The sequence below is a fragment of the Pantoea sp. SOD02 genome, from assembly GCF_024707505.1.
Taxonomy (GTDB): Bacteria; Pseudomonadota; Gammaproteobacteria; order Enterobacterales; family Enterobacteriaceae; genus Pantoea; species Pantoea symbiotica.
Window position 1 is genome coordinate 1,450,473 of the sequence record NZ_CP102604.1, and the last position, 26,231, is coordinate 1,476,703.

Sequence of the window (26,231 nt, forward strand, 5' to 3'; positions counted from 1 at the left end):
GGGGGCGATATGAGCCAGATTTCTCAACGCAGCGAGCCCGAAGTGGTGGGCACGCCGCTGCAGCGCTGGGCAACGCGCATCAAGATGCAGCATGGCCGCAAGCTGGTGATTGCCTTGCCGTATCTGTGGCTGATCCTGCTGTTCCTGCTGCCGTTCCTGATCGTCCTAAAGATCAGTTTCGCCGATATTGCGCGCGCCATTCCGCCGTACACCGATTTGGTCACCTGGGCCGATGGCGAGCTCAATCTGGTGCTCAACCTCGGTAACTACTTCACGCTGACCGACGATCCGCTGTATGCCGACGCATATCTGACGTCGCTGAAAGTGGCGGGCATCTCCACCATTATCTGCCTGATGATCGGATATCCGCTGGCGTGGGCGGTGGCGCACAGCAAGCCTTCGATGCGCACTATTCTGCTGCTGCTGGTGATCCTGCCGTCGTGGACCTCATTCCTGGTGCGCGTGTACGCGTGGATGGGCCTGCTCAACAACAACGGCATTCTCAACCGCTTCTTGATGTGGCTCGGCGTTATCGATCATCCGCTGGTGATCCTCTACACCAACACGGCGGTGTATATCGGCATCGTTTACTGCTATCTGCCGTTTATGGTGCTGCCAATTTATACCGCGCTGACGCGTATTGATTATTCGCTGGTGGAAGCCTCGCTGGATCTCGGCGCACGTCCGTTGAAAACCTTCTTCAGCGTGATTGTGCCGCTGACCAAAGGCGGAATTATTGCTGGCTCAATGCTGGTGTTTATTCCGGCGGTCGGTGAGTACGTGATCCCGGAACTGCTCGGCGGTCCGGACAGCATCATGATTGGGCGTATTTTGTGGCAGGAATTCTTTAACAACCGCGATTGGCCGGTAGCGTCCGCGCTGGCGGTGATCATCCTGTTGATTCTGATATTGCCAATTATCTGGTTCCACAAGCACCAGAACCGTGAAGTGGGAGAGAAAGAATGAGCCAGTTACCGACCATTCGCTCTCCGTGGCGCACCGTGATTCTGGTGCTGTGCTTTATGTTCCTGTATGCGCCGATGCTGCTGCTGGTGGTTTACTCCTTCAACAGTTCGCCGCTGGTTACGGTGTGGGAGAACTTCTCGTTCCACTGGTACAAGGTGCTGTTTCAGGATCAGGCGATGCTGGATGCGGTGGGTCTCAGCCTGACCATCGCCGCGCTCTCAGCCACCATGGCGGTGGTGCTTGGCACCATGGCGGCGGTGGTGATTGTGCGCTTTGGTCGCTTCCGTGGGCATAACGGTTTCGCCTTTATGCTGACGGCGCCGCTGGTAATGCCCGATGTGATCACCGGTTTATCCTTGCTGCTGCTGTTCGTGGCGATGGGCAATACCTTTGGCTGGCCGAGCGATCGCGGCATGCTGACTATCTGGCTGGCGCACGTGACCTTCTGTACCGCTTACGTGGCGGTGGTGATCAACTCGCGTCTGCGCGAGCTGGATCGCTCGATTGAAGAGGCGGCGATGGATCTCGGCGCCACGCCGGTGAAAGTGTTCTTCGTGATCACCGTGCCGATGATCGCGCCCGCTATCGTCACCGGTTGGCTGCTGGCGTTTACTCTATCGCTGGATGATTTGGTGATTGCCAGCTTCGTAACCGGCCCAGGCGCGACCACTTTACCGATGGCGATTTTCGCTACCGTGCGTCGTGGCGTCAATCCAGAGATCAACGCTTTAGCCTCGCTGATTCTGTTTGTCGTCGGTTTAGTCGGTTTTATCGCCTGGCGCTTTATGGCGCACGAAGAAAAGCAGCGTTTACGCGATATTCAGAAAGCAAAACGTGGCTGAACGCCGTAACATTAAGGTCGCCATTAATGGCGACCTTACGTCGTAGGGTGCGCATTTATGCGCACCTCAGTTACGGAGCAATACCATGTCGGAAACCCTGAAACACGGTTCAATGATTAACGCTACGCCGGTGCCGGTAATGGTGGCGGGCTGCGCCATCATCATTACGCGCTGCCTCAGCGTGTTGATGCTGGCCAACGAACTGGGTTACGACGAACTTGCCAATTTCGTGCATCGCAGCGCGCAAGCCTGGGATTCCACACTGATCTTTATCGCCAGCCAGCTGATTTTCCTGTTTGAACTGCGCTGCGCCTTTACCCTGATGCGCGGCAATAATCGTGGGCGCTGGGGCTATGTCGCGACGCAAATCATTGTGCTGATCTACATGTTGATGGCATCGGTGGGCTGGATCTACCCGGAAATTTTCAGCATCCCCGGCGAAAGTAATGCGCAGATCATTCATCACACGCTGCTGCAAAAGCTGCCGGATGTGCTGGTGCTAGCGCTACTGTTTGTGCCCGCTAGCAGTCGCGCTTTTTTCCGGCACCGGTGATACAATCGCCCCCCATTTTTTCTCCCGATTCTGAATACAGGCATTTGCATGCATTGCGCGCTTTATGATGCCGGTCGCTGTCGTTCATGCCAGTGGCTGGAAAAACCCTATCCGCAACAGCTCAACGACAAGCAGTCGCTGCTGGAACAACTGCTGGCTGAGAGGCCGGTAGGCGAATGGCTGCCGCCGGTGCAATCCGCGCAGCAAGGGTTTCGTAATAAAGCCAAAATGGTGGTGAGCGGTAGCGTGGAGCGGCCGATTTTCGGCATGGTGTCGCGCGACGGTGAACCGGTCGATCTCTGTGCTTGTCCGCTCTATCCCGACAGCTTCAGCGCGGTGTTCACGCTACTCAAACCCTTTATCGCCCGCGCCGGTTTAACGCCCTATAACATAGTGCGTAAACGCGGTGAGCTGAAGTTCCTGCTGCTGACGGAGAGTACGCAGGGCGGCATGATGCTGCGTTTTGTGCTGCGATCCACCAGTAAGCTGCAGCAGCTGCGCGATGCCTTGCCGTGGCTGCAACAGCAGTTGCCGCAGCTGAAGGTGATCTCCGCTAATATTCAGCCGGTGCATATGGCGATTCTTGAAGGCGATGAAGAGATTGCGCTGACGCCGGATCAGACGCTGGCCGAGCGCTTTAATCAGGTGCCACTGTATATTCGTCCGCAAAGCTTCTTCCAGACCAATCCACAGGTTGCAGCCGATCTCTACGCCACCGCGCGTGATTGGGTTGCGCAGTTGCCGGTTAATAGCATGTGGGATCTGTTTTGTGGCGTCGGGGGATTTGGTCTGCACTGCGCAACGCCGGAGATGCAGCTGACCGGCATCGAAATCAATGCCGAAGCCATCGCCTGTGCGCAGCAGTCGGCTCAGCAGCTGGGATTAGAAAAAGTGAGTTTTGCCGCGCTGGATTCCACCCAGTTCGCCACGTCGCGGGAAGCGGTGCCGCAGCTGGTGCTGGTGAATCCGCCGCGTCGCGGTATTGGTGAGGAGTTGTGTGCTTATCTCAGTGAAATGGCACCGGATTACATTCTCTATTCCAGCTGCAATCCCACCAGCATGGCACAGGATATTGCGCGTCTGGCGGAGTATGACGTGAGCCGCGTGCAGCTGTTCGATATGTTCCCGCATACTGCGCATTTTGAAGTGCTGTGCTTGCTTAAGAAGGGTGAGAAGGGTGGAACAGCGTAGCGTTCACCGGAACGGAGGACGTGCAGAACCTGTCTGGCGCCCGCCACGCTATCCCATAATGCTTATTCCGGGAACCACTTCTGATTGATCTGCTGCCAGGTGCCGTTGGCTTTCAACGCCACTAACGCGCTGTTCAGCTCGTTGAGCAGCGGCTCATTGCCTTTGCGTACTGCAATGCCTAAACCGGTGCCGAAGAAGTCGGTATCGGTGATGTGCTCGCCGACCGCGCTAAGATCGTCATTGGCCTTCAGCCACTGATTCACCACAGCCGTATCACCAAACACGCCGTTCAGCCGACCGTTTTTCAGATCGAGAATCGCGTTCTGATAGCTGTCATACGCCACCGCAATCACCTCTGGATGTTTCTCCAGCAGGTATTTCTGATGCGTGGTGCCGTTCTCAACGCCAACACGTTTGCCTTTCAGCTGGCTGAAATCGGTGAACTGGCCTTTATGCGCAATCACAATCGCCGAATTAGCGTAGTAAGGCTGGGTGAAATCGACCTGCTTACTGCGATCGGCGGTGATGTCCATGCCGGAAATGACCGCGTCGTAGCGACGGAATTTCAGCGATGGAATCAGGCTATCGAAGGCGTTATTGGTGAAGGTGCAATCCGCTTTCATCTGCTGGCACAGTGCTTTTGCCAGATCGATATCAAAGCCAACGATTTGGTTGTCGTGATCAAGGGATTCGAACGGGGGATAAGTTGCGGAAGAGGCGAAGCGGATTTTTTCGGCCGCATAAGCATTCATTGCCAGAGTTGCCAGTGCAGCAGCAACGATCCATTTTTTCATTATGTAACTCCTGTAAACCATGCCAGAGACGGAACGGGTTACACGATGCCAGTTAATGAATTTATATGCAATATTTTTGCTTATTAATTTAAATGATAACAGGCGCCGTTTCAGGCGCCTGTTGTGGTGGCATCAGTTACGGCGCTCAAATGCCAGCGCACGCTTCTCAACCAAACGCATCATCAGCGTCAGCAAGCCGTTAACCACCAGATAGATCAGGCCAGCGGCAGCGTACACCGAGATATCGTAAGTGCGGCCATATAGCAGCTGCCCGTGGCCCATCACTTCCATCAGCGTAATGGTGTAAGCCAGCGAGGTACTTTTGAATACCAGCACCACTTCGTTGGAGTAGGACGACAGGGCGCGCTTGAAGGCGTACGGCAGCAGAATGCGCAGCGTATCTTTGCGATTCATGCCGAGCGCCGCGCAGGATTGCCATTGACCGGACGGAATGGCACGCACCGCACCGTAAAACAGCTGGGTGGTGTAAGCCGCACTGTTGAGTGACAGCGCCAGCAGTGCACACAACCAAGGCTGCGACAGCAGATGCCACAACCAAGGAACGTTCTGGATGCTGGGGAACTGGCCGGGACCGTAATAGATTAGAAAGATCTGCACCAGCAGCGGCGTGCCGGTGAACAAGGTGATATAGCCTTTCACCAGCCAATTCAGCACTGGCACTTTGAGCGCCAGCACGATGGTGCAGAGCACAGAGAGCACCAAAGCCGCAATCAGCGAAGCCACGGTTAACGTCAGGCTGGTGTGTAACCCTTTCAGTAGCTCGGGTAAGTAATCCAGCATGCTTAAGCCCCTCGCTCAAAACGCGTGGTGCGCAATTCAATGCGGCGCAGCACGAACTGACTGAATAGCGTGATAATCAGATAGATCGCCGCCGCCACCAGATACCAGGTAAACGGCTCTTGGGTGCGGGTGGCAATGCTTTTGGTTTGCAGCATCAGATCGTTGACGCTGATTAGCGATACCAACGCGGTATCCTTCAGCAAAACCAGCCATTGGTTGCCCAAACCGGGCAGCGCGTGGCGCCACATCTGCGGCATGATCAGGCGCAGAAAAATCGCCGACTTCTTCATGCCCAGCGCCTGGCCCGATTCCCATTGGCCGACCGGCACCGCTTTCAGCGCGCCGCGCAGGGTTTGTGACGCATAGGCGGAATAGAGCATCGCCAGCGCAATCACACCGCACAGAAAGGGACTGACGTCGAAGTTTTCAATCTGCACCTGCACCGGAATGTTGAACAGGCCGAGATTGATGTGGAAGCCATCGGAGAGCGTCAGAAGCAGCTGAGAAGCGCCGAAATAGATAAACAGCACCACCAGAATTTCCGGCAGGCCGCGAATCAGCGTGACCAGCGCGGTACCGATCCACGCCAGCGGTTTCCAGCGTACCGATTCCCAGCCAGCAAACATCATCGCCAGCACAAGGCCGGCGATCAGTGCACAAACGGCAAGGCCGACGGTCATACCGGCGGCGCTTGCGAGTGGAATCATTTCATTCATCAGAAATTACTGCTGGAACCATTTGCTATAGATGGTTTTGTAAGTGCCGTCAGCTTTGATCTTCTCCAGCGCCGCATTGAACTTGCCCTGCAGCTCGCTGTTGCCCTGACGCACGGCAATCCCTAAACCGGTACCGAAGTAATCTTTGTCCGTCACTTTCTCACCCAGCGGCGCGAGGTTGGCGTTCTGCTTCAGCCACTCGTTGACCACGGCGGTGTCACCGAACACGGCGTCGATGCGACCGTTTTTCAGATCCAGCACCGCATTCTGATAGCTGTCGTAAGGCACAACGGTGATGTCGCTGTGCTTGTCAGAGAGGTATTTCTGGTGCGTGGTGCCGTTCTGCACGCCAACACGTTTGCCTTTCAGCGCGGCCACGTCAGCCATTTTGCCTTTCTGCGCAATGAAGATGGCAGAGTTGTCGTAGTACGGCTTGGAGAACAGCACTTGCTTCTCACGATCTGGCGTGATGTCCATGCCTGCCATCACCGCGTCAAAACGACGGAATTTCAGGCTGGGGATCAGGCTATCGAACGCCTGATTGGTGAAGGTGCAGGTCGCATCCATCTCTTTACACAGCGCGTTAGCCAGATCGACATCAAAGCCCTGAATTTTGTTATCAGAGTCGACGAATTCAAACGGAGGATAAGAAGCCTCGGTAGCAAAACGCAATGTCTGTGCCGCTGAAGCGCTGAGGCTCAGGCCAGCAAGGAGGGCAGCAATTACAACTTTTTTCATTAGAAGCATCCTGACTTAATGCGAAAGATAATTAGCAAACGCGTCGGTTTGCGGCTGTGTAAAGTGGCTGGCATCGCCTTGTTCAACAATGTGACCGTTTTCCATATACACCACGCGGCTGGCGGTTTTACGCGCCACTTCCACTTCGTGCGTGACGATCACTTGTGTGATGTTGGTCTGTGCCAGCTCACGAATAATGCTGACGATCTGGGCAGTGATTTCGGGATCGAGCGCGGCGGTCGGTTCATCAAACAGCAGCACCTGCGGCTCCATCATCAGCGCACGGGCAATCGCGACACGCTGCTGCTGGCCGCCGGAAAGATGCAGCGGGAAGCGATCGGCGTACGGCGTCAGGCGCAGACGATCCAGCAGCTTTTCCGCACGCGCACGCGCGGCATCTTTGCTGAGACCGAGCACGCGGCACGGTGCTTCAATCAGGTTTTGCACCACGCTAAGGTGCGGCCACAGATTGTATTGCTGGAATACCATGCCCACGTTCTGCCGCAGCTCGCGAATCGCGCTGTCGGAAGGGGCTTTGGTGAAATCAAACTGGTTGCCGGCAATCTGCAGGCTGCCGGAACGCGGTTGCTCCAGCAAATTGAGAACGCGCAGGAGCGAACTTTTACCCGCGCCACTCGGGCCGAGCAACACCAGCGTTTCACCCTGCGGACAAGCCAGGTTGATATCGAACAGCGCCTGATGGGCACCGTAAAAACAGTTTATGGCGTTTAGTTGAATACTCATGCGCAAAAAATGAATAGTAATTAGTGTCGCGGATTTTAACGTCACCAGAATAGTTATGCAATTGTGGTGGGTTAATATTTATTAAAGAGCAGTGAAACCTCCAAAGCGTAGCACAATATCGCGCAACTCAAGGTGGATGAGGGCTGGCGAGCCCTATTTAGTTCACAAAATATCAACAAAAAGCGCCGCAAGGATGCGGCGCGCTAATCAATGGTGTTAACTGCGCGAAAAGTAAACGGTTACTTTTTCGCTTCCAGCAGCTGCGTCAGCGAACCGCCACCGACGTGTGGCACCTGGCCGACATAACGCACATCATCAACAACCCAGCATGTGCCTTCGTGAATCATCAGCACTTCATCTTTCCAGGTTTTGTTATCGCGGCTCAGCTCAACGCGCAGCGGGATATTGCGCGCGTCGCGATTAGGAATGGTGGATGCGCTGGCAACCTCCGCCGAAGTTGGGCCTTGCGCCAGGCTGGAGAAGAGATCGCCCTGGCTCCATGCCGCCGGTTTCGGGTTATGGCTGCTGGCACTCAGCAGCTTCTGATACAGGTGATCGCTCAGATAAGGGCGATATTTCGCCAACGTGTTGCTGTCTGGCAAACCTTGTGTCGGCTGACTGACGCGTAAATCGTAGAACTGTTGTGCCACGCTGTCCGGACCACCTTCAACACAGGCAGCGGTGCGCGGGCCATTATCCTTAATGACCGGCTCAACGGTGGTACAAGCACTCAGCAGCAACGCTGCGGGAATAAGCAGCGCAAAGGCATTGTTTCTCATCTCGATTTCCTTATTGTTCACTGGCAAAGCGCCATTTTTAGCATAGAGTATAGCCTTGCTTTTAAGCGCTACGAGCTGATTCAGAAAAGGAGAACATCATGAAATTTTCTACAACGCCCACGCTGGAAGGACACAGCATCAGTGAATATTGCGGCGTGGTCGCCGGAGAAGCGATTCTCGGCGCCAATATTTTCCGCGATTTCTTCGCCGGCATTCGCGATATCGTCGGTGGCCGCTCTGGCGCCTACGAAAAAGAGTTACGTAAAGCACGCCAGATCGCCTTCAAAGAGCTGGAAGAGCAGGCCAAAGCGCTCGGCGCCAACGCGGTGGTGGGCATTGATATCGACTACGAAACCGTGGGCAAAGAGGGCAGCATGTTGATGGTGAGCGTCACCGGCACCGCCGTGATTATTCGCTAATGCGCGTGGTGGTTCTGTTGGCGATGGCGCTGTTACTGAGCGCTTGTCAGTCATCAATTGAAGCGCGCCACGGTTATTGGGTCGATACCGCGCATCCGGCGCAGGGCGCGCGACCGCGCATTAAGGTGGTGGTGATTCACTATACTGCCGAAGATTTCTCCAGTTCGCTGGCGACGCTGACCGATCGTGACGTTAGCGCGCACTATCTGATTCCGCAGCATCCGCCGCAGAAAAACGGCAAGGGCGTGGTGTGGCAGCTGGTGCCGGAAAGCCAGCTCGCATGGCACGCGGGCCCGAGTTTCTGGCGCGGCGCAACGCGCATCAATGACACCTCGATTGGCATTGAAATTGTTAACAGCGGTTATCGTCGTACTTTGACGGGTTTGCAGTGGCAGCCTTTTACGCCGCAGCAAATCAGCGCGCTGATGGCGCTGGTGGAAGACATCACCCAGCGCTACGGTATCGCGCCGGAAAATGTGGTCGGACACAGCGATATCGCACCGCAGCGTAAGCAGGATCCCGGTCCGCTGTTTCCGTGGCAGCAACTGGCAGAGCAAGGTTTAGGCGCGTGGCCCGAGCAGGCAACGGTGCAGCGCTATCTTAACGGACGCGCGGCGGATGAGGGCGTGGATCATGCAGAATTGCTGGATGCGCTGCAGCGCTATGGCTACGACGTCCCGGCGGCAACCACGCCGCAGATGCAGCGCAAGCTGATTGCGGCGTTTCAGATGCATTTCCGACCGCGTGATTATCGCGGCATCGCCGATGCGGAAACCCTGGCGATTGCGCGTGCGTTATTAGCGAAGTACGGTGCGGCGCAGTAGCAGTGGTCGCCATGAATGGCGACCCTACGATGTTTGTTTACTGCTGCAGGAACGCCTGCCAGTGCGCGACCAGCCGTTGCAGATCCTGACGGCTGACATCCAGATGCGTGACAATACGCGTCACGGGCCCGACGCTGATTAACACATCGCCCGACTGCATCCAGCTTTTCAGTGCTTCAACTTTTTCGGTTGGCACCTTCACAAACAGCATGTTGGTGTGCTGATTGATCACCTCAACACCGATGGCACTCAGCTGCTCGCCTAACCATGCCGCGTTGTCATGATCGTCTTTGAGACGCGCGACATTGTGCTTTAACGCATACAGGCCAGCAGCGGCCAGAATGCCCGACTGGCGCATGCCGCCGCCGGTCATTTTGCGCCAGCGACGCGCTTGCTCAATGTAGGCTTCATCGCCACATAACAGCGAACCAATCGGCGTGCCGAGCCCTTTTGACAGACAGATGGTTAAGGTGTCGCAGTAACGTGCAATCGCTTCCAGTTCAACGTTCTGTTCCACCACAGCGTTAAAAATACGCGCGCCATCAATGTGCAGCGCCAGCTTGCGCTCGCGGGTGAATGTCCAGGCTTGCTCCAGATAGCTGAGCGGCAGCACTTTACCGTGATGGGTATTTTCCAGGCTCAACAGACGCGTGCGGGCGAAGTGGAAATCGTCGGGTTTGATGGCGGCAGCTACATCCGCCAGCGGCAGGGAACCATCTTCGGCGTGCAAAATCGGCTGCGGCTGAATGCTGCCGAGCACCGCTGCACCACCGGCTTCATATTTGTAGTTGTGCGCCTGCTGACCCACGATATATTCATCGCCGCGCTGGCAATGGCACAGCAGCGCCACCAGATTGGCCTGCGTGCCGGTGGGGAAGAACAGGGCAGCGGCTTTGCCGCTCAAGCGTGCGGCTTCGACTTCCAGTGCGTGTACGGTGGGGTCATCGCGGTAGACATCATCGCCGGTTTCGGCTGCCATCATGGCATCGAGCATGGCAGCACTCGGGCGGGTTACGGTATCACTGCGTAAATCGATCACGTCGCTCTCCTGAAATAAAAAAGCGGGCAGAGCGCCCGCGTTATCATCATGTTTGGCCTGAATTGTTTTACCTCAGCCAGTTGGTTTTCGCCAGCTCCACGATCTCATCACCACGTCCATTCAGAATGGCGCGCATCATATAGAGGCTAAAACCTTTAGCCTGCTCGGCTTTGATCTGCGGCGGCATCGACAACTCTTCCTTGGCGGTAATCACGTCAAGCAGCACTGGACCATCATGCGCAAAGGCTTCCTGCAGCGCGCCGTTGAGATCGGAGGCTTTCTCGACGCGAATGCCTTTGATGCCGCAGGCGGCGGCAATGGCGGCGAAATCAGGGTTTTCGAGATCGGTGCCATCGGTTAGATAGCCGCCAGCTTTCATCTCCATCGCCACAAAGCCCAGCACGCTATTATTGAAGATCACCAGTTTCACCGGCAGTTTCAGCTGCGCCACCGAAATGAAATCGCCCATCAGCATGCTAAAACCACCGTCGCCACACAGCGCAACCACCTGACGCTGCTTGTCCAGCGACTGCGCACCTAACGCCTGCGGCATGGCGTTGGCCATCGACCCGTGATTGAACGAGCCGATTAAACGACGTTTGCCGTTCATCTTCAGATAGCGCGCCGCCCACACGGTTGGTGTGCCGACGTCGCAGGTAAAGATGGCGTCATCATCGGCATATTCACTGATTTGCTGGGCCAGATATTGCGGGTGAATCGCCAACTTATCGTTGGCGGTGGCCAACTCATCCAGCCCTTTACGCGCATCGACATAATGCTCCAGCGCTTTATCCAGATGCTGGCGATCGGTTTTGCTGGTGAGCTGTGGCTGCAGCGCATGTAAGGTGGTTTTGATGTCACCGACCAGCGCCATATCGACATGGCTGTGCGATCCGAGGCTGCCGGGATTGATATCGATCTGGATGATTTTGGCATCGGCCGGATAGAAGGCGCGATAGGGAAATTGTGTCCCCAGCAGCACTAAGGTATCGGCGTTCATCATGGCGTGGAAACCGGAGGAGAAGCCAATCAATCCGGTCATGCCGACATCGTAAGGGTTATCGTATTCGATGTGCTCTTTACCGCGCATCGCATGCACGATCGGCGCTTTCAGCGTTTCTGCCAGCTTCACCACTTCGGCGTGTGCGCCAGCACAACCGCTACCGCACAGCAGGGTGATATTTTTTGCTGCATTCAACGTTTCGGCTAAGGCGGATACTTCGCGGGCGGTTGGCACCACATGCGGCAACTGCGGTGGATACCATTCGCTACGTGCGCTTTCCGGCGCCGGCTGCAACGCCACGTCGCCGGGGATCACAATTACCGATACGCCACGATTGAGAATCGCTTTACGCATCGCAATGCCCAGCACCTGCGGCAGCTGCTCCGGATTGGACACCAGCTCGCAATAGTGGCTGCATTCGCGGAACAATTCTTGCGGATGAGTTTCCTGGAAGTAGCCGCTACCGATTTCGCTGGAAGGGATGTGGGCGGCGATCGCCAATACCGGAACGTGGTTGCGGTGGCAATCAAACAAGCCGTTGATGAGATGCAGGTTGCCCGGTCCACAGGAACCGGCGCATACCGCCAGCTCGCCGCTGATTTGGGCTTCGGCGCCGGCGGCGAACGCCGCTACTTCTTCATGGCGCGTTGGCATCCATTCAATGGTGCCCATGCGATTCAGGCTGTCGCTCAGCCCGTTAAGTGAGTCACCGGTGACGCCCCAAATGCGTTTCACGCCGGCGTTTTCCAGGGTTTTTGCCAGCATTGCTGCCACAGTTTGCTTCATCGTTATGCTCCTTTCTGGTGTTGAGCCATCCATGCCGATGGCGAAAACGTGTCAGTCAGAAAGCGTAGACGATGAAGCTGGCGTGCAGCCGTGAAAAAATGCGTTATGCCGAGAACAGGGCGATCAGGATTGGGGCCAGCAAACTCATAATAAAACCGTGCACAATGGCGGCGGGCACGATTTCCATGCCGCCGGTGCGTTGCAGGATCGGCAGGGTGAAATCCATTGAGGTCGCACCGCTCAAACCCAGCGTCATGCTGCGTTGACGCGTTATCAGCAGCGGAATCAGCATAATGGTGATCAGCTCACGCAGCAGGTCGTTGAAGAAGGCGGCGCTGCCTATCACCGGGCCGAAAGATTCGCTCATCAGAATGCCGGAGAGTGAATACCAGCCGAAGCCGCTGGCTAACGCCAGACCGGTTTTGATCGGCAGATCTAATAGCAGCGCGGCAATCATGCCGCCCACCAGTGCACTACACAGCGATACCAGCGCTACCAGCATGCCGCGCCGGTTGATGGTGATTTGACGCAGCGTCATGCCGCTGCTGCGCAGTTGAATACCGACCAGCAATAGCATCAGCATCAAGGCGTATTCACTGATGGTCGAGGCATGACGCAGCGGTGCCCACTGACTCAAACCAAGCAGAAAGCCCGCCAGCACCGAACCGCACAACTTGAGCGACTCCAGCGCCATATGCAGCCTTGACGGCAGCGCTTGAGGTTTGTGCTGATGACGCCACGGCCAGCGTCGCTCCAGCAGCCACAGCGCTAGCAGCGAGCAGGCAAGAATGCTCAGCATGCTCACCAGCGCGATGTGGAAAATGGCCAGCAAATTGCTGCTCAGGTTATCGAGAAACGCCAGGCTGGTGCCCATAAAGAACAGAATGATGTAGACCAGCGCGCTCAACGTGCGGCCAACCGCCTGTAAAAGCGTGGTGTGCCGCAGCGGCAGCAGATAGCCAAGAATTAGCGGCAAAAGGATGATAATCAATCCGTACATGTGGGTTTTCTATCCATGATTGGCGGGCTGCCACGCTAGCGAAAAACGGTTGAAGTGTAAACCTTTTCCCCCGGCGCTGACTTGACCAACGCAGCGTGGCGGACCATGCTCAGGCAAAGCATCGGATGGAATGTATGATGATTCTGGAACATATCGATATTCACGGTTTTCGCGGCATTAATCGGCTGTCATTGCCGTTGACCAACACCAATTTGCTGATTGGGGAAAATGCCTGGGGTAAATCGAGCCTGCTCGATGCACTGACGCTGTTGCTGGCGCCTGCCGCCGAGCCTTATCAATTCACTGAACACGACTTTCACTTTCCTCCCGGCGATATTGATGCCCGCATGCGTCAGTTGCAGCTGATATTTCGTTTTCGCGCTCAGAGCGATGATGAAAGCGCGTTGTTTCAGCCTTTCTGGCAGCACGATGAGCATGGCCGCTATATTCGCTTCAGCACTCGCGCTAAGCGTCAGGATCAGGGCGTAAAAACTACCTGGCGTTTCATCGATCAACATAACGATGTGTTGCCGCTGGCGGGCACCGACGCGGCGCTGGCACATCTGCGCGCTTATTATCCGGTATTGCGTTTACGCGATGCGCGTTTTGGCCGTCGTAACCGCCATGCGGACAGCGATGTGGAACGCCGCGCGACGACGCTGACGGCACTGGCACAGGAAGTGGAAAATCTGACGCGCGATTTGGTGGTGCGTCCTCAAACGCTGAGCGACGATCTGTTGCGTCAGGGATTGCACACCATGCAGCAGCTGCTGGAACACTATTTTCTGGTGCAGCAATCAGGCAGTAGCGCGCCGCGCGTGGCACCGGAAGTTCGCGATGGCAGCGAAGGCTGGCGTTCGCTGGATAAACTTAATCACCTGATTGCCGGTACGGAATCGCGCAGTCGTCAGGTGATTTTGCTGCGTATGTTCTCGCTGTTGATTCAGGCGCACGGCAACGAACCGCTGCCAGCGGGCGCGCATCCGCTGCTGCTGGTGGAAGATCCAGAAACGCGGCTGCATCCCATTATGCTGTCGGTGGCGTGGAATTTACTGGAGCTGATGCCGCTGCAAAAAATCGCCACCACCAACTCGGGCGAACTGCTATCGCAGGTGCCGCTGGAGAATATCTGTCGGCTGGTGCGCGAACCCGCGCGTGTGGCGGCATGGCGCATTGGACCCGAAGGTTTAAGTGCTGAAGAGAGCCGCCGTATCGGTTTCCACATCCGCGTTAATCGTCCTTCAGCGCTGTTTGCCCGCTGCTGGCTGCTGGTGGAAGGCGAGACCGAAGTGTGGATTATCAATGAGCTGGCGCGGCAGCGTGGCTATCACTTCGCGGCGGAAGGGGTGAAAGTAATTGAGTTTGCGCAATCGGGTTTGAAACCGCTGCTGAAGTTTGCCCAACGTATGGGCATCGCCTGGCATGTGCTGACCGATGGCGACCAGGCGGGCAGCAAATATGCAGCTACCGCCCGCAGTCAGCTGCCATCGGCGGCGCGGGAGAGCGATCATCTCACGCAGTTCCCGGCACCGGATATCGAACATTTTCTCTATAAGCAGGGCTTCAGCGATGTTTATCACCAGACGGCGCACCTGCCGTTAAACGCGCCGATGAATACGCGGCGTATTATTAGTAAAGCCATTCAGCACAGCTCGAAACCTGAGCTGGCGATTGCCGTCGCGATGGCTGCGGCTGAGCGCGGGCCACAGGCGATCCCGCCGTTGCTGGATCAACTGTTTGCGCACGTGATGTGGTTGGCGCGCGGTCGGGCGGATTGAGGAAAGGGTGAGATGAGCCAAATAAAAATGCCAGCGTCTGCGGCTGGCATTTTTTTTCGGGAGTGGTCAGAATACGTGAAACAGCATGCGCGTTAAGCGACCGCGGCTTGCGTGGCTTCACAGGGCACGATCAGGCTGGCATGATTGCCTTTTGGTCCTTCATGGACATCAAACTGAACCTGCTGGCCAGCTTTCAGCGTTCTGTATCCCTCCATCTGAATCGTGGAGTAGTGTGCGAAGATATCGTCGCCGCCGCTAATCGGACAGATAAACCCGAAGCCTTTGGCGTTGTTGAACCATTTTACTGTACCCGTCTCCATGCTTTTACTTCCCTCGCAAGACATTTTGATAAGTAGGTGAGGTCATTGAAGCTGTGAGTCGAGTTTGTTTAAAACTCAATCAGCTTGTGTTAGTAGAATGTAGAGAAACGGACCTTATCGTCAAGCAAACGGCCCTGGCGGACAGGGATAAATTCATCAAAATTTGAGGCAGTTAACGCTATTGCAAATTTTGTGATACAGGTCGCGCATGTGCTTTTAGGGCCAGTTTTTATCATCTGAAAACCGGCTTGACAGGCATGTTAAACTTTAGGAATGGGCGCAGAGATGTGCACAACCGTAACGCAGAATTTCGACGGAACATTATGGCAAACACAAACGACTGGCTTAATTTTGAACATCTAGCCGAAGATAAAGTACGCGAAGGGTTAAAGCCGCCTTCAATGTATAAAGTCATTCTGAACAATGACGATTATACACCTATGGAATTTGTTATTGACGTTCTGCAAAAGTTCTTTTCTTATGATATTGAACGTGCAACGCAGCTGATGTTGAAAGTTCACTACCATGGAAAAGCAATCTGTGGTGTATTCACTGCAGAAGTGGCGGAGACCAAAGTAGCCCAGGTGAACAATTACGCACGAGATAATGAACATCCGTTGCTGTGTACGCTAGAAAAAGCCTGAAGCCATCTCCATATAGGAGATAGGTTGTCAGAGCGATAATTGGGGGAGGTGCCAAATGCTCAATCAAGAACTGGAACTCAGTTTAAATATGGCTTTCGCCAGAGCGCGCGAGCACCGTCATGAGTTTATGACCGTCGAGCATCTGTTGCTGGCATTGCTCAGTAACCCGTCGGCCAGAGAGGCACTGGAAGCCTGCTCGGTGGATATCGTGGCTCTGCGTCAGGAACTCGAAGCCTTCATCGAACAAACCACGCCGGTGCTGCCTGCCAGTGAAGAGGAGCGCGATACCCAACCTACGCTCAGCTTCCAGCGCGTGTTGCAGCGCGCGGTATTCCATGTCCAGTCTTCCGGTCGCAGCGAAGTCGCAGGCGCGAACGTGCTGGTCGCGATTTTCAGCGAGCAGGAGTCGCAAGCGGCTTATCTGCTGCGCAAACACGAAGTGAGCCGCCTCGATGTGGTGAACTTCATCTCCCATGGTACGCGTAAAGACGAACCCGGCCAGCCGCAGAACAATGCGGAGAATCCGGTTAACGAAGAGCAAGCAGGCGGGGAGGATCGTATGGAAAACTTCACCACCAATCTTAATCAGCTTGCTCGTGTCGGCGGAATCGATCCGCTGATCGGCCGCGATAAAGAGCTGGAACGTACTGTTCAGGTATTATGCCGTCGTCGTAAGAACAACCCGCTGCTGGTGGGTGAATCGGGCGTGGGTAAAACTGCGATTGCTGAAGGGCTTGCCTGGCGCATTGTGCAGGGCGACGTACCGGAAGTGATGAAAGAGTGCACCATCTATTCACTCGACATCGGTTCGCTGCTGGCGGGTACCAAATACCGTGGTGATTTTGAAAAACGTTTCAAAGCGCTGCTGAAACAGCTGGAACAGGACAGTAACAGCATCCTGTTTATTGATGAAATTCATACCATTATCGGTGCTGGTGCAGCATCGGGTGGCCAGGTCGATGCGGCAAACCTGATCAAACCATTGCTCTCCAGCGGTAAAATCCGCGTGATGGGTTCAACCACTTATCAGGAATTCAGCAATATCTTTGAGAAGGATCGTGCGCTGGCGCGTCGTTTCCAGAAGATCGATATTACCGAGCCTTCTGTGGAAGAGACCGTGCAGATTCTCAACGGCCTGAAGCCGAAGTACGAAGCGCACCATGATGTGCGTTATACCGCGAAAGCGGTGCGTGCGGCGGTGGAACTGGCGGTGAAATACATCAACGATCGTCATCTGCCGGATAAAGCTATTGACGTGATCGACGAAGCCGGTGCGCGTGCGCGCCTGGTGCCGGTCAGCAAGCGTAAGAAAACCGTCAACGTTTCGGATATCGAAACGGTGGTGGCGCGTATTGCGCGTATTCCTGAGCAGAGTGTGTCAGCAACCGATCGCGATACGCTGAAAAATCTTGGCGATCGTCTGAAGATGCTGGTGTTTGGTCAGGATAATGCGATTGAAGCACTGACTGAAGCAATCAAGATGAGTCGTGCAGGTTTGGGGCAGGATCGTAAACCGGTTGGTTCCTTCCTGTTTGCGGGCCCAACCGGTGTCGGTAAAACAGAAGTTACTGTCCAGTTAGCCAAAGCGCTGGGTATCGAGCTGCTGCGTTTCGATATGTCCGAATATATGGAACGTCATACCGTCAGCCGCTTGATTGGTGCGCCTCCGGGCTACGTTGGCTTCGATCAGGGCGGTTTGCTGACAGATGCGGTAATTAAACATCCGCACGCTGTGGTGCTGCTGGATGAAATTGAGAAAGCGCACCCGGATGTCTTCAACCTGCTGCTGCAGGTGATGGACAACGGTATGCTGACCGATAACAACGGCCGTAAAGCAGACTTCCGCAACGTAGTGCTGGTGATGACCACCAACGCCGGTGTGCGTGAGACTGAACGTAAGTCGATTGGTCTGATTCATCAGGACAACAGTACTGACGCGATGGAAGAGATCAAAAAGATCTTTACGCCAGAGTTCCGTAACCGTCTCGACAACATTATCTGGTTCCGTCACCTGTCTCAGGAAGTGATTCATCAGGTAGTGGATAAATTCATCGTCGAGTTGCAAGCTCAGCTGGATGCGAAGGGCGTATCGCTGGAAGTTAGCGATGATGCGCGCGATTGGCTGGCTGATAAAGGTTACGACAAAGCGATGGGAGCGCGTCCGATGGCACGTGCCGTACAGGAAAATCTGAAGAAACCGTTGGCGAATGAACTGCTGTTTGGTTCGCTGGTTGATGGTGGATCGGTATCAGTAGCGCTGGATAAAGATAAAAACCAGCTTACTTACCACTTCCTGAGTGCGGAAAAACGTAAAACCGAAGGTACGGTGCACTAAGCGAAATGCAGATATGAAAAAGGCCGGATGCGAATCCGGCCTTTTTTTCGCGCTATGTAAATATAACCATCGCGAGATGTGAATATTTACTTAGCGACTACGGAAGACAATGCGGCCTTTGCTCAGGTCGTACGGGGTCAACTCGACAGTCACTTTGTCGCCCGTCAGGATGCGGATGTAGTTTTTGCGCATTTTACCGGAGATATGAGCGGTAACCACGTGCCCGTTTTCAAGCTCTACGCGGAACATGGTGTTCGGTAACGTATCCAGTACGGTACCTTGCATTTCAATATTGTCTTCTTTGGCCATCGAATCCTCTGGGTGTACTACCAAACTGTTGAACCGGCAAGATAATGCCGAATTCCATGATTTATGTAAAGAACCGTTGATGATTTTGCCAACGCTTCGCCGTGCGTCGCGCCGTTGCGCGTGCAGTACGGATAAATTAGGGTGTTTTTTGACGTCTGCGGGGGATTAGCGGGCTAAGAATCTGTAGCAATCGGCATCAGTTGCACAATCAAAACAGCTTCGGGAAATGTGTGAGATTCCCAACCTGGCAATTCCGGCTCGCCACAGCGAAGCGCGGACGACATACCAAACTCGCTTATTGTATCACTTTTGTCGGGAATTGTGTGCAAAACATCGGTGACCGATGTCAAAAAAGGGTTTGTGTTTGCCAGCAACTCTCGGAAACCGGTTGCCACGCCAGCGTTTGCACGTACTGTAGATAATCGACGCGGGGAATTTCAACCGCACCCAGGGAAGCGGTATGCGGGTTCAGTACCTGACAATCAATCAGTCGGCCCTGATGCGCGAGAAAATGTTGCGCGAATACCCAGAGTGCGGTTTTCGAAGCATTTTCCTGGCGGCTAAACATCGATTCACCGCAAAAAATTTGCCCCAGCGCCAGGCCATACATCCCGCCGACCAGTTGCTGATCGCACCAGACTTCAATCGAATGTGCATGGCCCAGTTCGTACAATCGTAACCACGCCCGTTTCACTTCAAAAGTAATCCACGTCCCTTCCTGTCGACCACTGGCACAGCCTTCCAGTACCTGCGGAAAAGCATGATTCATGGTGACGCGATACGGTGAGCGCTTATGGAAGCGCGCCATACTGCGGCTGAGATGGAAAGATTCTGGCAGCATTACCGCGCGAGGATCCGGCGACCACCAAAGAATCGGATCGCCCGGAGAAAACCACGGGAAAATTCCACGCTGATAAGCATTCATCAGGCGAGCAGGGGAGAGATCGCCGCCCATCGCCAATAATCCATTGGGCTCGCGCAGCGCCATTTCCGGTGGTGGGAAATTTAATGAATCTCGTGAAAGCTGTATCAGTCTCATTGCGTCAATCACACTCAGGGCTGTTGGCTAAGACTATAGCGTAAAGCGCTGATGGAAACGCCAGTAGCGGCCTGCTTTTGAGATTAATTCGGCGTGCGAACCGGATTCAATAATCTGTCCCTGATCCATAACGCAAATACGGTCCATGGCATCTAAACCGCTTAAGCGATGCGTCACCATAATCAGCGTTTTACCACGGGTGACGTGCTGCAATAGCGTCAGAATCTGCTGCTCGGTGCTGGCATCAAGACCTTCAGTGGGTTCATCCAGCAGCCACAAATCGCAATCGTGCAACAGAGCGCGCGCAATTGCCAGACGACGCAGTTCACCGCCAGATAACGGTCGACCGCCATCGCCCATCCATGCGTTCAATCCTTCGTTGTGCTCGGCCAGATGAGCCAGACCGACCTTGTTTAATGCATCAACCAGTTGCTCATCACTGGCATCAGGTTTTGCCAGCAACAGATTATCGCGCAGCGTTTGGCTAAACAGATGCACGCGCTGTGTTACCACGCTAATGCGGCTGCGCAGCGAAGCTTCATCCCATAAAGCGATATCGCTGTCGTTCAGGCTAATCGAACCTTGTTGCGCTTCCCAACCTCGGGTAATCAGCGCCAGTAGGCTGGATTTGCCGCAGCCGGTTGGACCGAGCAGCGCCAGATGTTCGCCTGCATTTAGCGATAGAGAGAAATTCTGCAACACCGGTTCAGGACGCTGCGGATAGCTGAAGCTGATGTTCTCCATTTTCAGGCTGATACCTGATGCACTACTGATTTTAGCGTTGGGAAAACGGATTGCGGCGGGCTGTTCAATGATTTCCTGGACCCGCTTAGCGGCGCTGGTCACCTGCGAAAGCGGCAGAAACGCTCCTGCAACCGGGGCCAGCGCTTCAAATGCCGCCAGTCCGCAGAACACAAACAGCGCGATAAATGCGCCCGGTGCACTGTTTCCCCCCACGTCATTGGCGGAGATCCATAACAACAGCGTCACCGTTGCGCCGCTGATGACCAGCAGCAGACTTTGCGCCAGCGCCTGCAGGCGATGTTGCCTGCGTTGCGCCTGTTGCCAGTTAAGTTCTTCGCTATCAAGCTGGGCGCGCCACATATGTGCAGCGCCATAAATTTTCAGCTCAGACAGACCGGTAATCCATTGCGTCAATTGCATGCGCCAGCTGGCCTGATGCTGGGCAATCTGGTGTCCGGCTGAAGTGCCAAGCCGCCAGAAGAGCGGCGGCATAAGCAATAGCGTCAATAGCATGATGCCGCCGAGCAGCAAAGCTAGCGGTACATCCAGCAAGGCTAAGCCGCAGGTGACCACCACAATTACCACGGCTGCGCCAATCAACGGTGAGATCACACGCAGGTAGAGATGATCGAGTGTATCGACGTCGCTGACAAAGCGGTTGAGTAATTCACCCTGACGAAAACGAGCCAGCTGTTCCGGCGCGAGGGCGATGACTTTGCCAAAGGTGAACACGCGCAAATGTTGCAGCACGCGGAAAGTGGCATCGTGACTCACCAGTCGCTCAAAATAACGCGCAGCCGTGCGCGTGATCGCCGCGCCACGTACGCCAGCTGCGGGCAACATATAGTTGAACGTGTAAAGTCCCGCTACGCCCGCCAGTGAAGAGGCGGCGAGGAACCAGCCGGATAACGTAAGCAGTCCAATACTGGCAAGCAAGGTGATGATGGCAAGAACAACGCCAAGTCCTAAACGCCATGGATGACGGCTAAACAGACGCAGGAAAGGCAATAAATCGTTCATTATGCGATCTCCTTTTGACGATGCTGCGCCATTTCGCGCAGTGGTCCATCTTGTTCAATCAGCTGCTGCCAGGGACCTTGTTGCACCAGTTGCCCCGCCTGCATCACCCACACTTCATCCCAACTCGCGAGCTCGTTAAGTTGGTGTGTGATCATCAACGTGGTTTGCTGAGTGGCTGCTTGTTGCAAGGCATTGATGACATGCTGCTCGCTCTGGCTATCCAGCCCGGAACCGGGCTCATCGAGCAGCAGCAATTGCGCTGGTTTAAGCAATGCACGCGCTACGGCAATACGCTGCGCCTGACCGACGGAAAGACCCACGCCGCCATCGCCTAAAACGGTATCTAATCCTTGTGGCAGACGATCTAAAAATTCATCAACACCCGCGCGCTGTAGAACCGACATGAGCGTAGCGTCATCAATGCGGCTATTGAGCAGCAGATTTTCGCGCAGCGTTTGCGCGGGTAAATGGGGATTTTGGCCAACCCAGGCGATATGTTTTTGCCAGCTGTCGCGGCTGATATCGCGCAGCTCCTGTCCACTAATCTGCAGCGATCCTTGATAAGGCAGGAAACCCAGCAAGACGTTCATCAGCGCGGTTTTCCCTGCGCCGCTTTGTCCTACTAACGCCACGCGTTTACCGGCGTTGAGAGTAAAATTCAGCGATTGAGACAGCGCTTCACCGCTGGCTGTCATTACCACTAGGTCCTGCGCATGAAGGTGTAGCGGTGCCGTGAGGGAAAGCTCGCGGGAAGCGTGTTCTAAGGTTGGATCGGGACTTTCACGTAGAAACTGGTCCAGCGCATCAGCTCCGCCAATCGCTTGCGCTTTGGCGTGATAAAAAGTGCCTAAATCGCGTAACGGCTGGAAAAATTCGGGCGCCAGAATGAGTGCCAGAAAACCGGCAAACAGCGTTACGCCGGTGCTGTAATGACCAAAATTCAGTTCGCCAAGGTAAGAAAAACCGAAATAGACCGCGACGACAGCAATCGCCAGTGAGGCAAAAAACTCCAGCACGGCGGAAGAGAGAAACGCCAGTCGCAACACTTCCATGGTGCGCTGACGGAAATCGGTGGTGCTGGCGGCAATCGCTTCTTGCTCTGCCGCGGCGCGATAGAACAGGCGCAGCGTTTCACGTCCACGCAAACGATCGTAAAAATCACCGCTCAGCCTTGCGAGAGCAACAAAGTTGCGGCGGTTGGCATCCGCCGCGCCCATACCAACCATCGCCATAAACAGGGGAATCAGTGGCGCGGTCACCAGCAGAATCAATCCTGCCGCCCAGTTAATCGGGAAAATGGCGATCAAAATAGCTAATGGAATAAAGACCGCCAGCGACATTTGTGGCAGATAGCGCGCGTAGTATTCCTGCATCTCTTCGATTTGCTCGAGCAGCAGCGTAGCCCAGCTGCCTGCGGGTTTGCCCTGAATCCAGGCGGGACCGAGCACATTGAGGCGATCCAGAACCTGCTGACGCAGCGCACGGCGAATGGCGACGCCAGCGCGATGTCCTGCCATTTCGCGGGCGTAATGCAATCCAGCACGTAAGACAAAGCACAGGAGCAACAACAGAAAATCGGTGAGCAGTGATGCACGAGGTTGTTGCGCGACCAGCAGATTTTGCAGCAGTGAAGCCATTAACCAGGCTTGGGCGATAATGACCAGTGCGCCAGCAAAACCCAACAGCGAAGCTACACGCAAGTTGCGCGCACCGTGATGACGTTGCTGACGGAGCCAGCGGAGAAGTTCTTGTTGCCGTGATTTGTTCATGCGATGCCGTTTGGTAACTCAAAAGAGATGTGAATCCCGGATGAAAACCCAGCAATGTCGGGCGCGTGAACTGTAGCACGCAGGTAACAAAAAAGGCGACCAAAACTGGCCGCCTTTAGGCTATTATGATCAGGTTATTAACAACTTACTTATCGTTTTTAACCAGTCCATCGAGGAAGCGTTCCGCATCCAACGCAGCCATACAGCCGGTACCGGCAGAGGTAATGGCCTGGCGATAAATATGATCCATCACATCGCCGGCAGCGAACACGCCTGGGATGCTGGTTTGAGTGGCGTTACCATGCAAACCAGACTGCACTTTGATGTAGCCATTTTCTAAATCCAGCTGACCATCAAAGATTGCGGTATTTGGACTGTGGCCGATAGCGACAAACAGACCAGCGACATCGAGTGATTCCGCCGCTTCACCTTTGGTAGACAGCAGCTTCAAGCCGGTCACGCCCATTTGATCGCCAACCACTTCGTCCAGCGTGCGGTCGGTGTGCAGCACGATGTTGCCATTACGCACTTTTTCCATCAGGCGATCGATGAGGATTTTCTCCGCGCGGAAGCTGTCGCGACGGTGAATCAGATGCACTTCAGCGGCAATGTTAGCCAGGTAAAGTGCTTCCTCAACGGCAGTGTTGCCTCCACCAATCACGGCAACTTTCTGGTTGCGGTAGAAGAAACCGTCACAGGTCGCGCAAGCAGACACGCCTTTGCCTTTGAACGCTTCTTCTGATGGCAGACCGAGATAACGCGCTGAGGCGCCAGTTGCGATGATCAACGCATCAGCAGTGTATTCACCGCTGTCGCCGACCAAACGGAACGGACGGTTCTGCAAATCGACGGTATGAATGTGGTCAAAAATGATCTCGGTGTTGAATTTCTCAGCATGCTCTTGCATGCGCTCCATCAACGCTGGACCGGTCAGATCGTTTGCATCGCCTGGCCAGTTCTCCACCTCGGTGGTGGTGGTGAGCTGACCCCCTTTTTCCAGCCCGGTGATTAATACCGGATTCAGGTTAGCGCGCGCTGCATATACCGCAGCAGTGTAACCGGCAGGGCCGGAGCCCAGAATGAGCAGCTTACTGTGTTTGGCCGTACTCATGCGTTCCTCAATTTTTCTGACAACATAGTTTTTGATTGTAGGGAAATTAACGTCGCAAAAAAAGGCTTCAGCAATTTTGTTAACAATCACTGCGAGCGGCGTAGACGATGAGTGTAAATTTTGCACGCGCGTTGCGCCAAAAGGGGGCAATGCTCGGCAATTAGTGGTGCAGCAGCATAAAAATTCTCATTTAAAAACAGCAACCCAGAACTCTATCTGGCATCTTGTACTGAATTTGGATGTTTTACTTTGACAATCGCCTGCGCTTTTGCGAAAACATTGGGAGAAGCAGAGAATATTTAGCGATTCAAAACAGAATTTCATTTCTGTTTTGGCCTTTTTAGCCGAATAAACTCAGCCTGACATTGGTAGTGACGCATGATGTGGACAGACAACATGCGTCATACGGATGGACGCGTTACTGCACAGGCTTATGGTCTTCACTTCAGTAAGGCCCTGAACAATGAGCGTTTTCAGGGTGTGGCAGGTAAAGGGAAGGAATTAAGAGAGACAATAATAATGGTAGACAATAAGAAACGCCCCGGAAAAGATTTAGATCGTATCGACAGAAATATTCTGAATGAACTGCAGAAAGACGGTCGAATTTCCAATGTCGAGCTTTCCAAACGTGTTGGATTATCGCCAACTCCTTGTCTTGAGCGCGTACGCCGCCTCGAACGTCAAGGCTTCATTCTGGGCTACACTGCGCAGCTCAATCCCCATTATCTGGATGCTTCACTGCTGGTTTTCGTTGAGATTACTCTGAATCGTGGTGCGCCAGATGTGTTTGAACAATTTAACGCCGCTGTGCAAAAACTTGAGGAAACTCAAGAGTGTCACCTCGTTTCCGGTGACTTTGACTACCTGCTGAAAACTCGTGTACCGGATATGTCCGCCTATCGTAAACTGCTGGGTGAAACCTTGCTGCGTCTGCCGGGCGTAAACGACACCCGTACTTACGTGGTGATGGAAGAGGTCAAACAGAGCAATCGTCTGGTGATCAAAACCCGGTAGTGCAGGGCAGGTGCAAAGCTTGCAGGATTTCGGTACACTCCTGTGAATTCATACAGGACCAGCGTCGGGCATGCCCGACGTTGTTGCCTTCTTAATTTACAGGCACCTGGAGAGTTCTCTTGAGCCAGGAATATACAGAAGATAAAGATGTTTCGTTACAACCGCTGAGCAGTGGACGTCGTCTGCTGGAAGCGTTGCTCATTCTTGTGGCCTTGTTCGCCATCTATTTGATGGTGTCGCTGGTTAGTTTTAACCCTTCAGATCCAAGCTGGTCACAAACCGCATGGCACGAACCTATCCATAATTTGGGTGGTAGCGTCGGCGCATGGCTGGCCGATACGCTATTGTTCATTTTTGGCGTGATGGCTTACGCCATTCCTCCCGTCATTATTGGTCTGTGCTGGATCACCTTCCGCCAACGCGATCGTCAGGATTACATCGACTACTTTGCCGTTGGTTTACGTCTGATTGGCGTACTGGCCCTGGTGGTGACGACTTGTGGTCTTGCGGCGCTCAACGTTGATGATATCTGGTACTTTGCTTCCGGCGGCGTCATTGGCAGCCTGGTCAGTAATGCGATGGCGCCGTGGTTCAGTTCTGCTGGCGGCACTTTAACGCTGCTTTGCGTCTGGGCTGCCGGGATCACCCTTTATACCGGTTGGTCATGGCTGACGATTGCCGAGAAGATCGGCGGCGTGGTAATGGGTGTTCTGACCTTTGCCAGCAACCGTTCACGGCATGACGAACCCTGGCAGGAAGAAGAATACGACGACGAAGAGCAGGCTGATGAGGTGTCGCCTTCTATGCCTGCTTTACAGCCTGCAAATGAAGAAGACGATGTCTTGTTAGCCAAACCGCGCAAGATTAGCGAACCCGTTGTTGCAGAGTTGGGCGATGATCCGCTACTAGCTAAGGCCAGTGCGGCAACTGCCGCTGCGATTGCGGTTACCACG

Annotated in this window: 25 protein-coding genes and 1 pseudogene; 11 read left to right on the top strand and 15 right to left on the bottom strand. The window is 54.5% G+C overall.

The genetic code is table 11. The features are described 5' to 3' along the window. Positions 1 to 9: 9 nt before the first annotated feature. From potH to rlmC, 4 genes are all read left to right on the top strand, one after another. Entirely contained in the window at positions 10 to 966 is a 957-nt protein-coding gene (gene potH, locus NR302_RS06715) for a putrescine ABC transporter permease PotH (RefSeq protein ID WP_008102463.1), read from the top strand. Further along, a complete protein-coding gene (potI, locus tag NR302_RS06720) occupies positions 963 to 1,808 on the top strand; it encodes a putrescine ABC transporter permease PotI (RefSeq protein WP_008102460.1) in 846 nt (281 codons plus the stop codon). Before potH ends, potI begins: the two co-directional genes overlap by 4 nt. Before the next feature lie 85 nt (positions 1,809 to 1,893). Next, entirely contained in the window at positions 1,894 to 2,361 is a 468-nt protein-coding gene (locus tag NR302_RS06725) for a YbjO family protein (protein WP_008102457.1), read from the top strand. 48 nt (positions 2,362 to 2,409) lie between these two features. After that, a complete protein-coding gene (gene rlmC / locus NR302_RS06730; protein WP_258144847.1) occupies positions 2,410 to 3,552 on the top strand; it encodes a 23S rRNA (uracil(747)-C(5))-methyltransferase RlmC in 1,143 nt (380 codons plus the stop codon). 62 nt (positions 3,553 to 3,614) lie between these two features. Here rlmC and artJ (NR302_RS06735) read toward each other — a convergent pair whose 3' ends face one another. The 6 genes from artJ (NR302_RS06735) to NR302_RS06760 form a co-directional block, all read right to left on the bottom strand. After that, positions 3,615 to 4,346 carry an arginine ABC transporter substrate-binding protein gene (gene artJ, locus NR302_RS06735; RefSeq protein ID WP_097094391.1) on the bottom strand — a complete coding sequence of 244 codons (732 nt, stop codon included), beginning with the start codon at positions 4,344 to 4,346 and terminating at the stop codon, positions 3,615 to 3,617. Positions 4,347 to 4,478: 132 nt separating this feature from the next. Beyond that, positions 4,479 to 5,147 carry an arginine ABC transporter permease ArtM gene (gene artM / locus NR302_RS06740; RefSeq protein WP_258144848.1) on the bottom strand — a complete coding sequence of 223 codons (669 nt, stop codon included), beginning with the start codon at positions 5,145 to 5,147 and terminating at the stop codon, positions 4,479 to 4,481. A 2-nt stretch (positions 5,148 to 5,149) separates the two neighbouring features. Beyond that, the gene (artQ, locus tag NR302_RS06745; protein WP_258144849.1) at positions 5,150 to 5,863 is read right to left on the bottom strand and encodes an arginine ABC transporter permease ArtQ; all 714 of its coding nucleotides are present in this window, start codon (positions 5,861 to 5,863) and stop codon (positions 5,150 to 5,152) included. 6 nt (positions 5,864 to 5,869) lie between these two features. Then, entirely contained in the window at positions 5,870 to 6,601 is a 732-nt protein-coding gene (gene artJ, locus NR302_RS06750; RefSeq protein WP_008102446.1) for an arginine ABC transporter substrate-binding protein, read from the bottom strand. A 15-nt stretch (positions 6,602 to 6,616) separates the two neighbouring features. Beyond that, positions 6,617 to 7,345 (bottom strand): arginine ABC transporter ATP-binding protein ArtP, encoded by a 729-nt coding sequence (gene artP / locus NR302_RS06755; RefSeq protein ID WP_008102444.1) that lies wholly within the window; start codon positions 7,343 to 7,345, stop codon positions 6,617 to 6,619. Positions 7,346 to 7,584: 239 nt separating this feature from the next. Next, positions 7,585 to 8,124, bottom strand: coding sequence for a lipoprotein (locus NR302_RS06760; protein WP_258144850.1), 540 nt, complete (start codon positions 8,122 to 8,124; stop codon positions 7,585 to 7,587). Positions 8,125 to 8,222: 98 nt separating this feature from the next. Here NR302_RS06760 and NR302_RS06765 point away from each other — a divergent pair, with 98 nt between their 5' ends. Continuing rightward, positions 8,223 to 8,543 carry a heavy metal-binding domain-containing protein gene (locus tag NR302_RS06765; protein WP_007887640.1) on the top strand — a complete coding sequence of 107 codons (321 nt, stop codon included), beginning with the start codon at positions 8,223 to 8,225 and terminating at the stop codon, positions 8,541 to 8,543. Then, positions 8,543 to 9,367: an N-acetylmuramoyl-L-alanine amidase gene (locus NR302_RS06770; RefSeq protein ID WP_154192082.1), complete on the top strand. Its 825-nt coding sequence runs from the start codon at positions 8,543 to 8,545 to the stop codon at positions 9,365 to 9,367. Before NR302_RS06765 ends, NR302_RS06770 begins: the two co-directional genes overlap by 1 nt. A gap of 37 nt (positions 9,368 to 9,404) precedes the next feature. Here NR302_RS06770 and ltaE read toward each other — a convergent pair whose 3' ends face one another. From ltaE to NR302_RS06785, 3 genes are all read right to left on the bottom strand, one after another. After that, positions 9,405 to 10,406: a low-specificity L-threonine aldolase gene (gene ltaE / locus NR302_RS06775; protein ID WP_258144851.1), complete on the bottom strand. Its 1,002-nt coding sequence runs from the start codon at positions 10,404 to 10,406 to the stop codon at positions 9,405 to 9,407. A 67-nt stretch (positions 10,407 to 10,473) separates the two neighbouring features. Further along, positions 10,474 to 12,195, bottom strand: coding sequence for a ubiquinone-dependent pyruvate dehydrogenase (gene poxB, locus NR302_RS06780; RefSeq protein ID WP_258144852.1), 1,722 nt, complete (start codon positions 12,193 to 12,195; stop codon positions 10,474 to 10,476). A gap of 103 nt (positions 12,196 to 12,298) precedes the next feature. Continuing rightward, positions 12,299 to 13,195 carry a lysine exporter LysO family protein gene (locus tag NR302_RS06785; RefSeq protein WP_008102433.1) on the bottom strand — a complete coding sequence of 299 codons (897 nt, stop codon included), beginning with the start codon at positions 13,193 to 13,195 and terminating at the stop codon, positions 12,299 to 12,301. 137 nt (positions 13,196 to 13,332) lie between these two features. Here NR302_RS06785 and NR302_RS06790 point away from each other — a divergent pair, with 137 nt between their 5' ends. Continuing rightward, complete coding sequence (locus tag NR302_RS06790) at positions 13,333 to 14,973, top strand: ATP-dependent endonuclease (RefSeq protein WP_258145165.1); 1,641 nt, start codon at positions 13,333 to 13,335, stop codon at positions 14,971 to 14,973. Positions 14,974 to 15,065: 92 nt separating this feature from the next. On the opposite strand, the gene cspD is transcribed toward NR302_RS06790, so the two are convergent. Next, a complete protein-coding gene (cspD, locus tag NR302_RS06795) occupies positions 15,066 to 15,293 on the bottom strand; it encodes a cold shock-like protein CspD (RefSeq protein WP_007887624.1) in 228 nt (75 codons plus the stop codon). Between the two features lie 323 nt (positions 15,294 to 15,616). Here cspD and clpS point away from each other — a divergent pair, with 323 nt between their 5' ends. Further along, complete coding sequence (gene clpS / locus NR302_RS06800) at positions 15,617 to 15,937, top strand: ATP-dependent Clp protease adapter ClpS (RefSeq protein ID WP_007887621.1); 321 nt, start codon at positions 15,617 to 15,619, stop codon at positions 15,935 to 15,937. A 55-nt stretch (positions 15,938 to 15,992) separates the two neighbouring features. Then, positions 15,993 to 18,272, top strand: coding sequence for an ATP-dependent Clp protease ATP-binding subunit ClpA (clpA, locus tag NR302_RS06805; RefSeq protein WP_008102430.1), 2,280 nt, complete (start codon positions 15,993 to 15,995; stop codon positions 18,270 to 18,272). Between the two features lie 90 nt (positions 18,273 to 18,362). Here clpA and infA read toward each other — a convergent pair whose 3' ends face one another. From infA to trxB, 5 genes are all read right to left on the bottom strand, one after another. Further along, the gene (gene infA, locus NR302_RS06810) at positions 18,363 to 18,581 is read right to left on the bottom strand and encodes a translation initiation factor IF-1 (protein ID WP_002211347.1); all 219 of its coding nucleotides are present in this window, start codon (positions 18,579 to 18,581) and stop codon (positions 18,363 to 18,365) included. A gap of 346 nt (positions 18,582 to 18,927) precedes the next feature. Then, positions 18,928 to 19,620, bottom strand: coding sequence for a leucyl/phenylalanyl-tRNA--protein transferase (gene aat / locus NR302_RS06815; RefSeq protein ID WP_036647907.1), 693 nt, complete (start codon positions 19,618 to 19,620; stop codon positions 18,928 to 18,930). A gap of 33 nt (positions 19,621 to 19,653) precedes the next feature. Beyond that, complete coding sequence (gene cydC, locus NR302_RS06820) at positions 19,654 to 21,384, bottom strand: cysteine/glutathione ABC transporter ATP-binding protein/permease CydC (protein WP_258144853.1); 1,731 nt, start codon at positions 21,382 to 21,384, stop codon at positions 19,654 to 19,656. After that, the gene (gene cydD / locus NR302_RS06825) at positions 21,384 to 23,153 is read right to left on the bottom strand and encodes a cysteine/glutathione ABC transporter permease/ATP-binding protein CydD (protein ID WP_258144854.1); all 1,770 of its coding nucleotides are present in this window, start codon (positions 23,151 to 23,153) and stop codon (positions 21,384 to 21,386) included. Before cydD ends, cydC begins: the two co-directional genes overlap by 1 nt. 145 nt (positions 23,154 to 23,298) lie before the next feature. After that, positions 23,299 to 24,264: a thioredoxin-disulfide reductase gene (gene trxB / locus NR302_RS06830; protein WP_061717155.1), complete on the bottom strand. Its 966-nt coding sequence runs from the start codon at positions 24,262 to 24,264 to the stop codon at positions 23,299 to 23,301. 519 nt (positions 24,265 to 24,783) lie between these two features. Here trxB and lrp point away from each other — a divergent pair. Continuing rightward, entirely contained in the window at positions 24,784 to 25,278 is a 495-nt protein-coding gene (gene lrp, locus NR302_RS06835; protein WP_006118610.1) for a leucine-responsive transcriptional regulator Lrp, read from the top strand. 230 nt (positions 25,279 to 25,508) lie between these two features. After that, positions 25,509 to 25,910 (top strand): annotated as a pseudogene (locus tag NR302_RS23725) (DNA translocase FtsK 4TM domain-containing protein); the annotation flags it as partial. Between the last annotated feature and the right edge of the window lie 321 nt (positions 25,911 to 26,231).

Bases quoted from the DNA above. Each gene is read 5' to 3' on its own strand.
- aat (WP_036647907.1), bottom strand. From the start codon at position 19,620: ATGAGACTGATACAGCTTTCACGAGATTCATTAAATTTCCCACCACCG.
- NR302_RS06770 (WP_154192082.1), top strand. From the start codon at position 8,543: ATGCGCGTGGTGGTTCTGTTGGCGATGGCGCTGTTACTGAGCGCTTGT.
- clpS (WP_007887621.1), top strand. From the start codon at position 15,617: ATGGCAAACACAAACGACTGGCTTAATTTTGAACATCTAGCCGAAGAT.
- artJ (WP_097094391.1), bottom strand. From the start codon at position 4,346: ATGAAAAAATGGATCGTTGCTGCTGCACTGGCAACTCTGGCAATGAAT.
- NR302_RS06790 (WP_258145165.1), top strand. From the start codon at position 13,333: ATGATTCTGGAACATATCGATATTCACGGTTTTCGCGGCATTAATCGG.
- artM (WP_258144848.1), bottom strand. From the start codon at position 5,147: ATGCTGGATTACTTACCCGAGCTACTGAAAGGGTTACACACCAGCCTG.
- NR302_RS06785 (WP_008102433.1), bottom strand. From the start codon at position 13,195: ATGTACGGATTGATTATCATCCTTTTGCCGCTAATTCTTGGCTATCTG.
- potH (WP_008102463.1), top strand. From the start codon at position 10: ATGAGCCAGATTTCTCAACGCAGCGAGCCCGAAGTGGTGGGCACGCCG.
- poxB (WP_258144852.1), bottom strand. From the start codon at position 12,195: ATGAAGCAAACTGTGGCAGCAATGCTGGCAAAAACCCTGGAAAACGCC.
- cydD (WP_258144854.1), bottom strand. From the start codon at position 23,153: ATGAACAAATCACGGCAACAAGAACTTCTCCGCTGGCTCCGTCAGCAA.
- infA (WP_002211347.1), bottom strand. From the start codon at position 18,581: ATGGCCAAAGAAGACAATATTGAAATGCAAGGTACCGTACTGGATACG.
- rlmC (WP_258144847.1), top strand. From the start codon at position 2,410: ATGCATTGCGCGCTTTATGATGCCGGTCGCTGTCGTTCATGCCAGTGG.
- artQ (WP_258144849.1), bottom strand. From the start codon at position 5,863: ATGAATGAAATGATTCCACTCGCAAGCGCCGCCGGTATGACCGTCGGC.
- NR302_RS06765 (WP_007887640.1), top strand. From the start codon at position 8,223: ATGAAATTTTCTACAACGCCCACGCTGGAAGGACACAGCATCAGTGAA.
- artJ (WP_008102446.1), bottom strand. From the start codon at position 6,601: ATGAAAAAAGTTGTAATTGCTGCCCTCCTTGCTGGCCTGAGCCTCAGC.
- artP (WP_008102444.1), bottom strand. From the start codon at position 7,345: ATGAGTATTCAACTAAACGCCATAAACTGTTTTTACGGTGCCCATCAG.
- cspD (WP_007887624.1), bottom strand. From the start codon at position 15,293: ATGGAGACGGGTACAGTAAAATGGTTCAACAACGCCAAAGGCTTCGGG.
- potI (WP_008102460.1), top strand. From the start codon at position 963: ATGAGCCAGTTACCGACCATTCGCTCTCCGTGGCGCACCGTGATTCTG.
- clpA (WP_008102430.1), top strand. From the start codon at position 15,993: ATGCTCAATCAAGAACTGGAACTCAGTTTAAATATGGCTTTCGCCAGA.
- NR302_RS06760 (WP_258144850.1), bottom strand. From the start codon at position 8,124: ATGAGAAACAATGCCTTTGCGCTGCTTATTCCCGCAGCGTTGCTGCTG.
- cydC (WP_258144853.1), bottom strand. From the start codon at position 21,384: ATGAACGATTTATTGCCTTTCCTGCGTCTGTTTAGCCGTCATCCATGG.
- trxB (WP_061717155.1), bottom strand. From the start codon at position 24,264: ATGAGTACGGCCAAACACAGTAAGCTGCTCATTCTGGGCTCCGGCCCT.
- NR302_RS06725 (WP_008102457.1), top strand. From the start codon at position 1,894: ATGTCGGAAACCCTGAAACACGGTTCAATGATTAACGCTACGCCGGTG.
- lrp (WP_006118610.1), top strand. From the start codon at position 24,784: ATGGTAGACAATAAGAAACGCCCCGGAAAAGATTTAGATCGTATCGAC.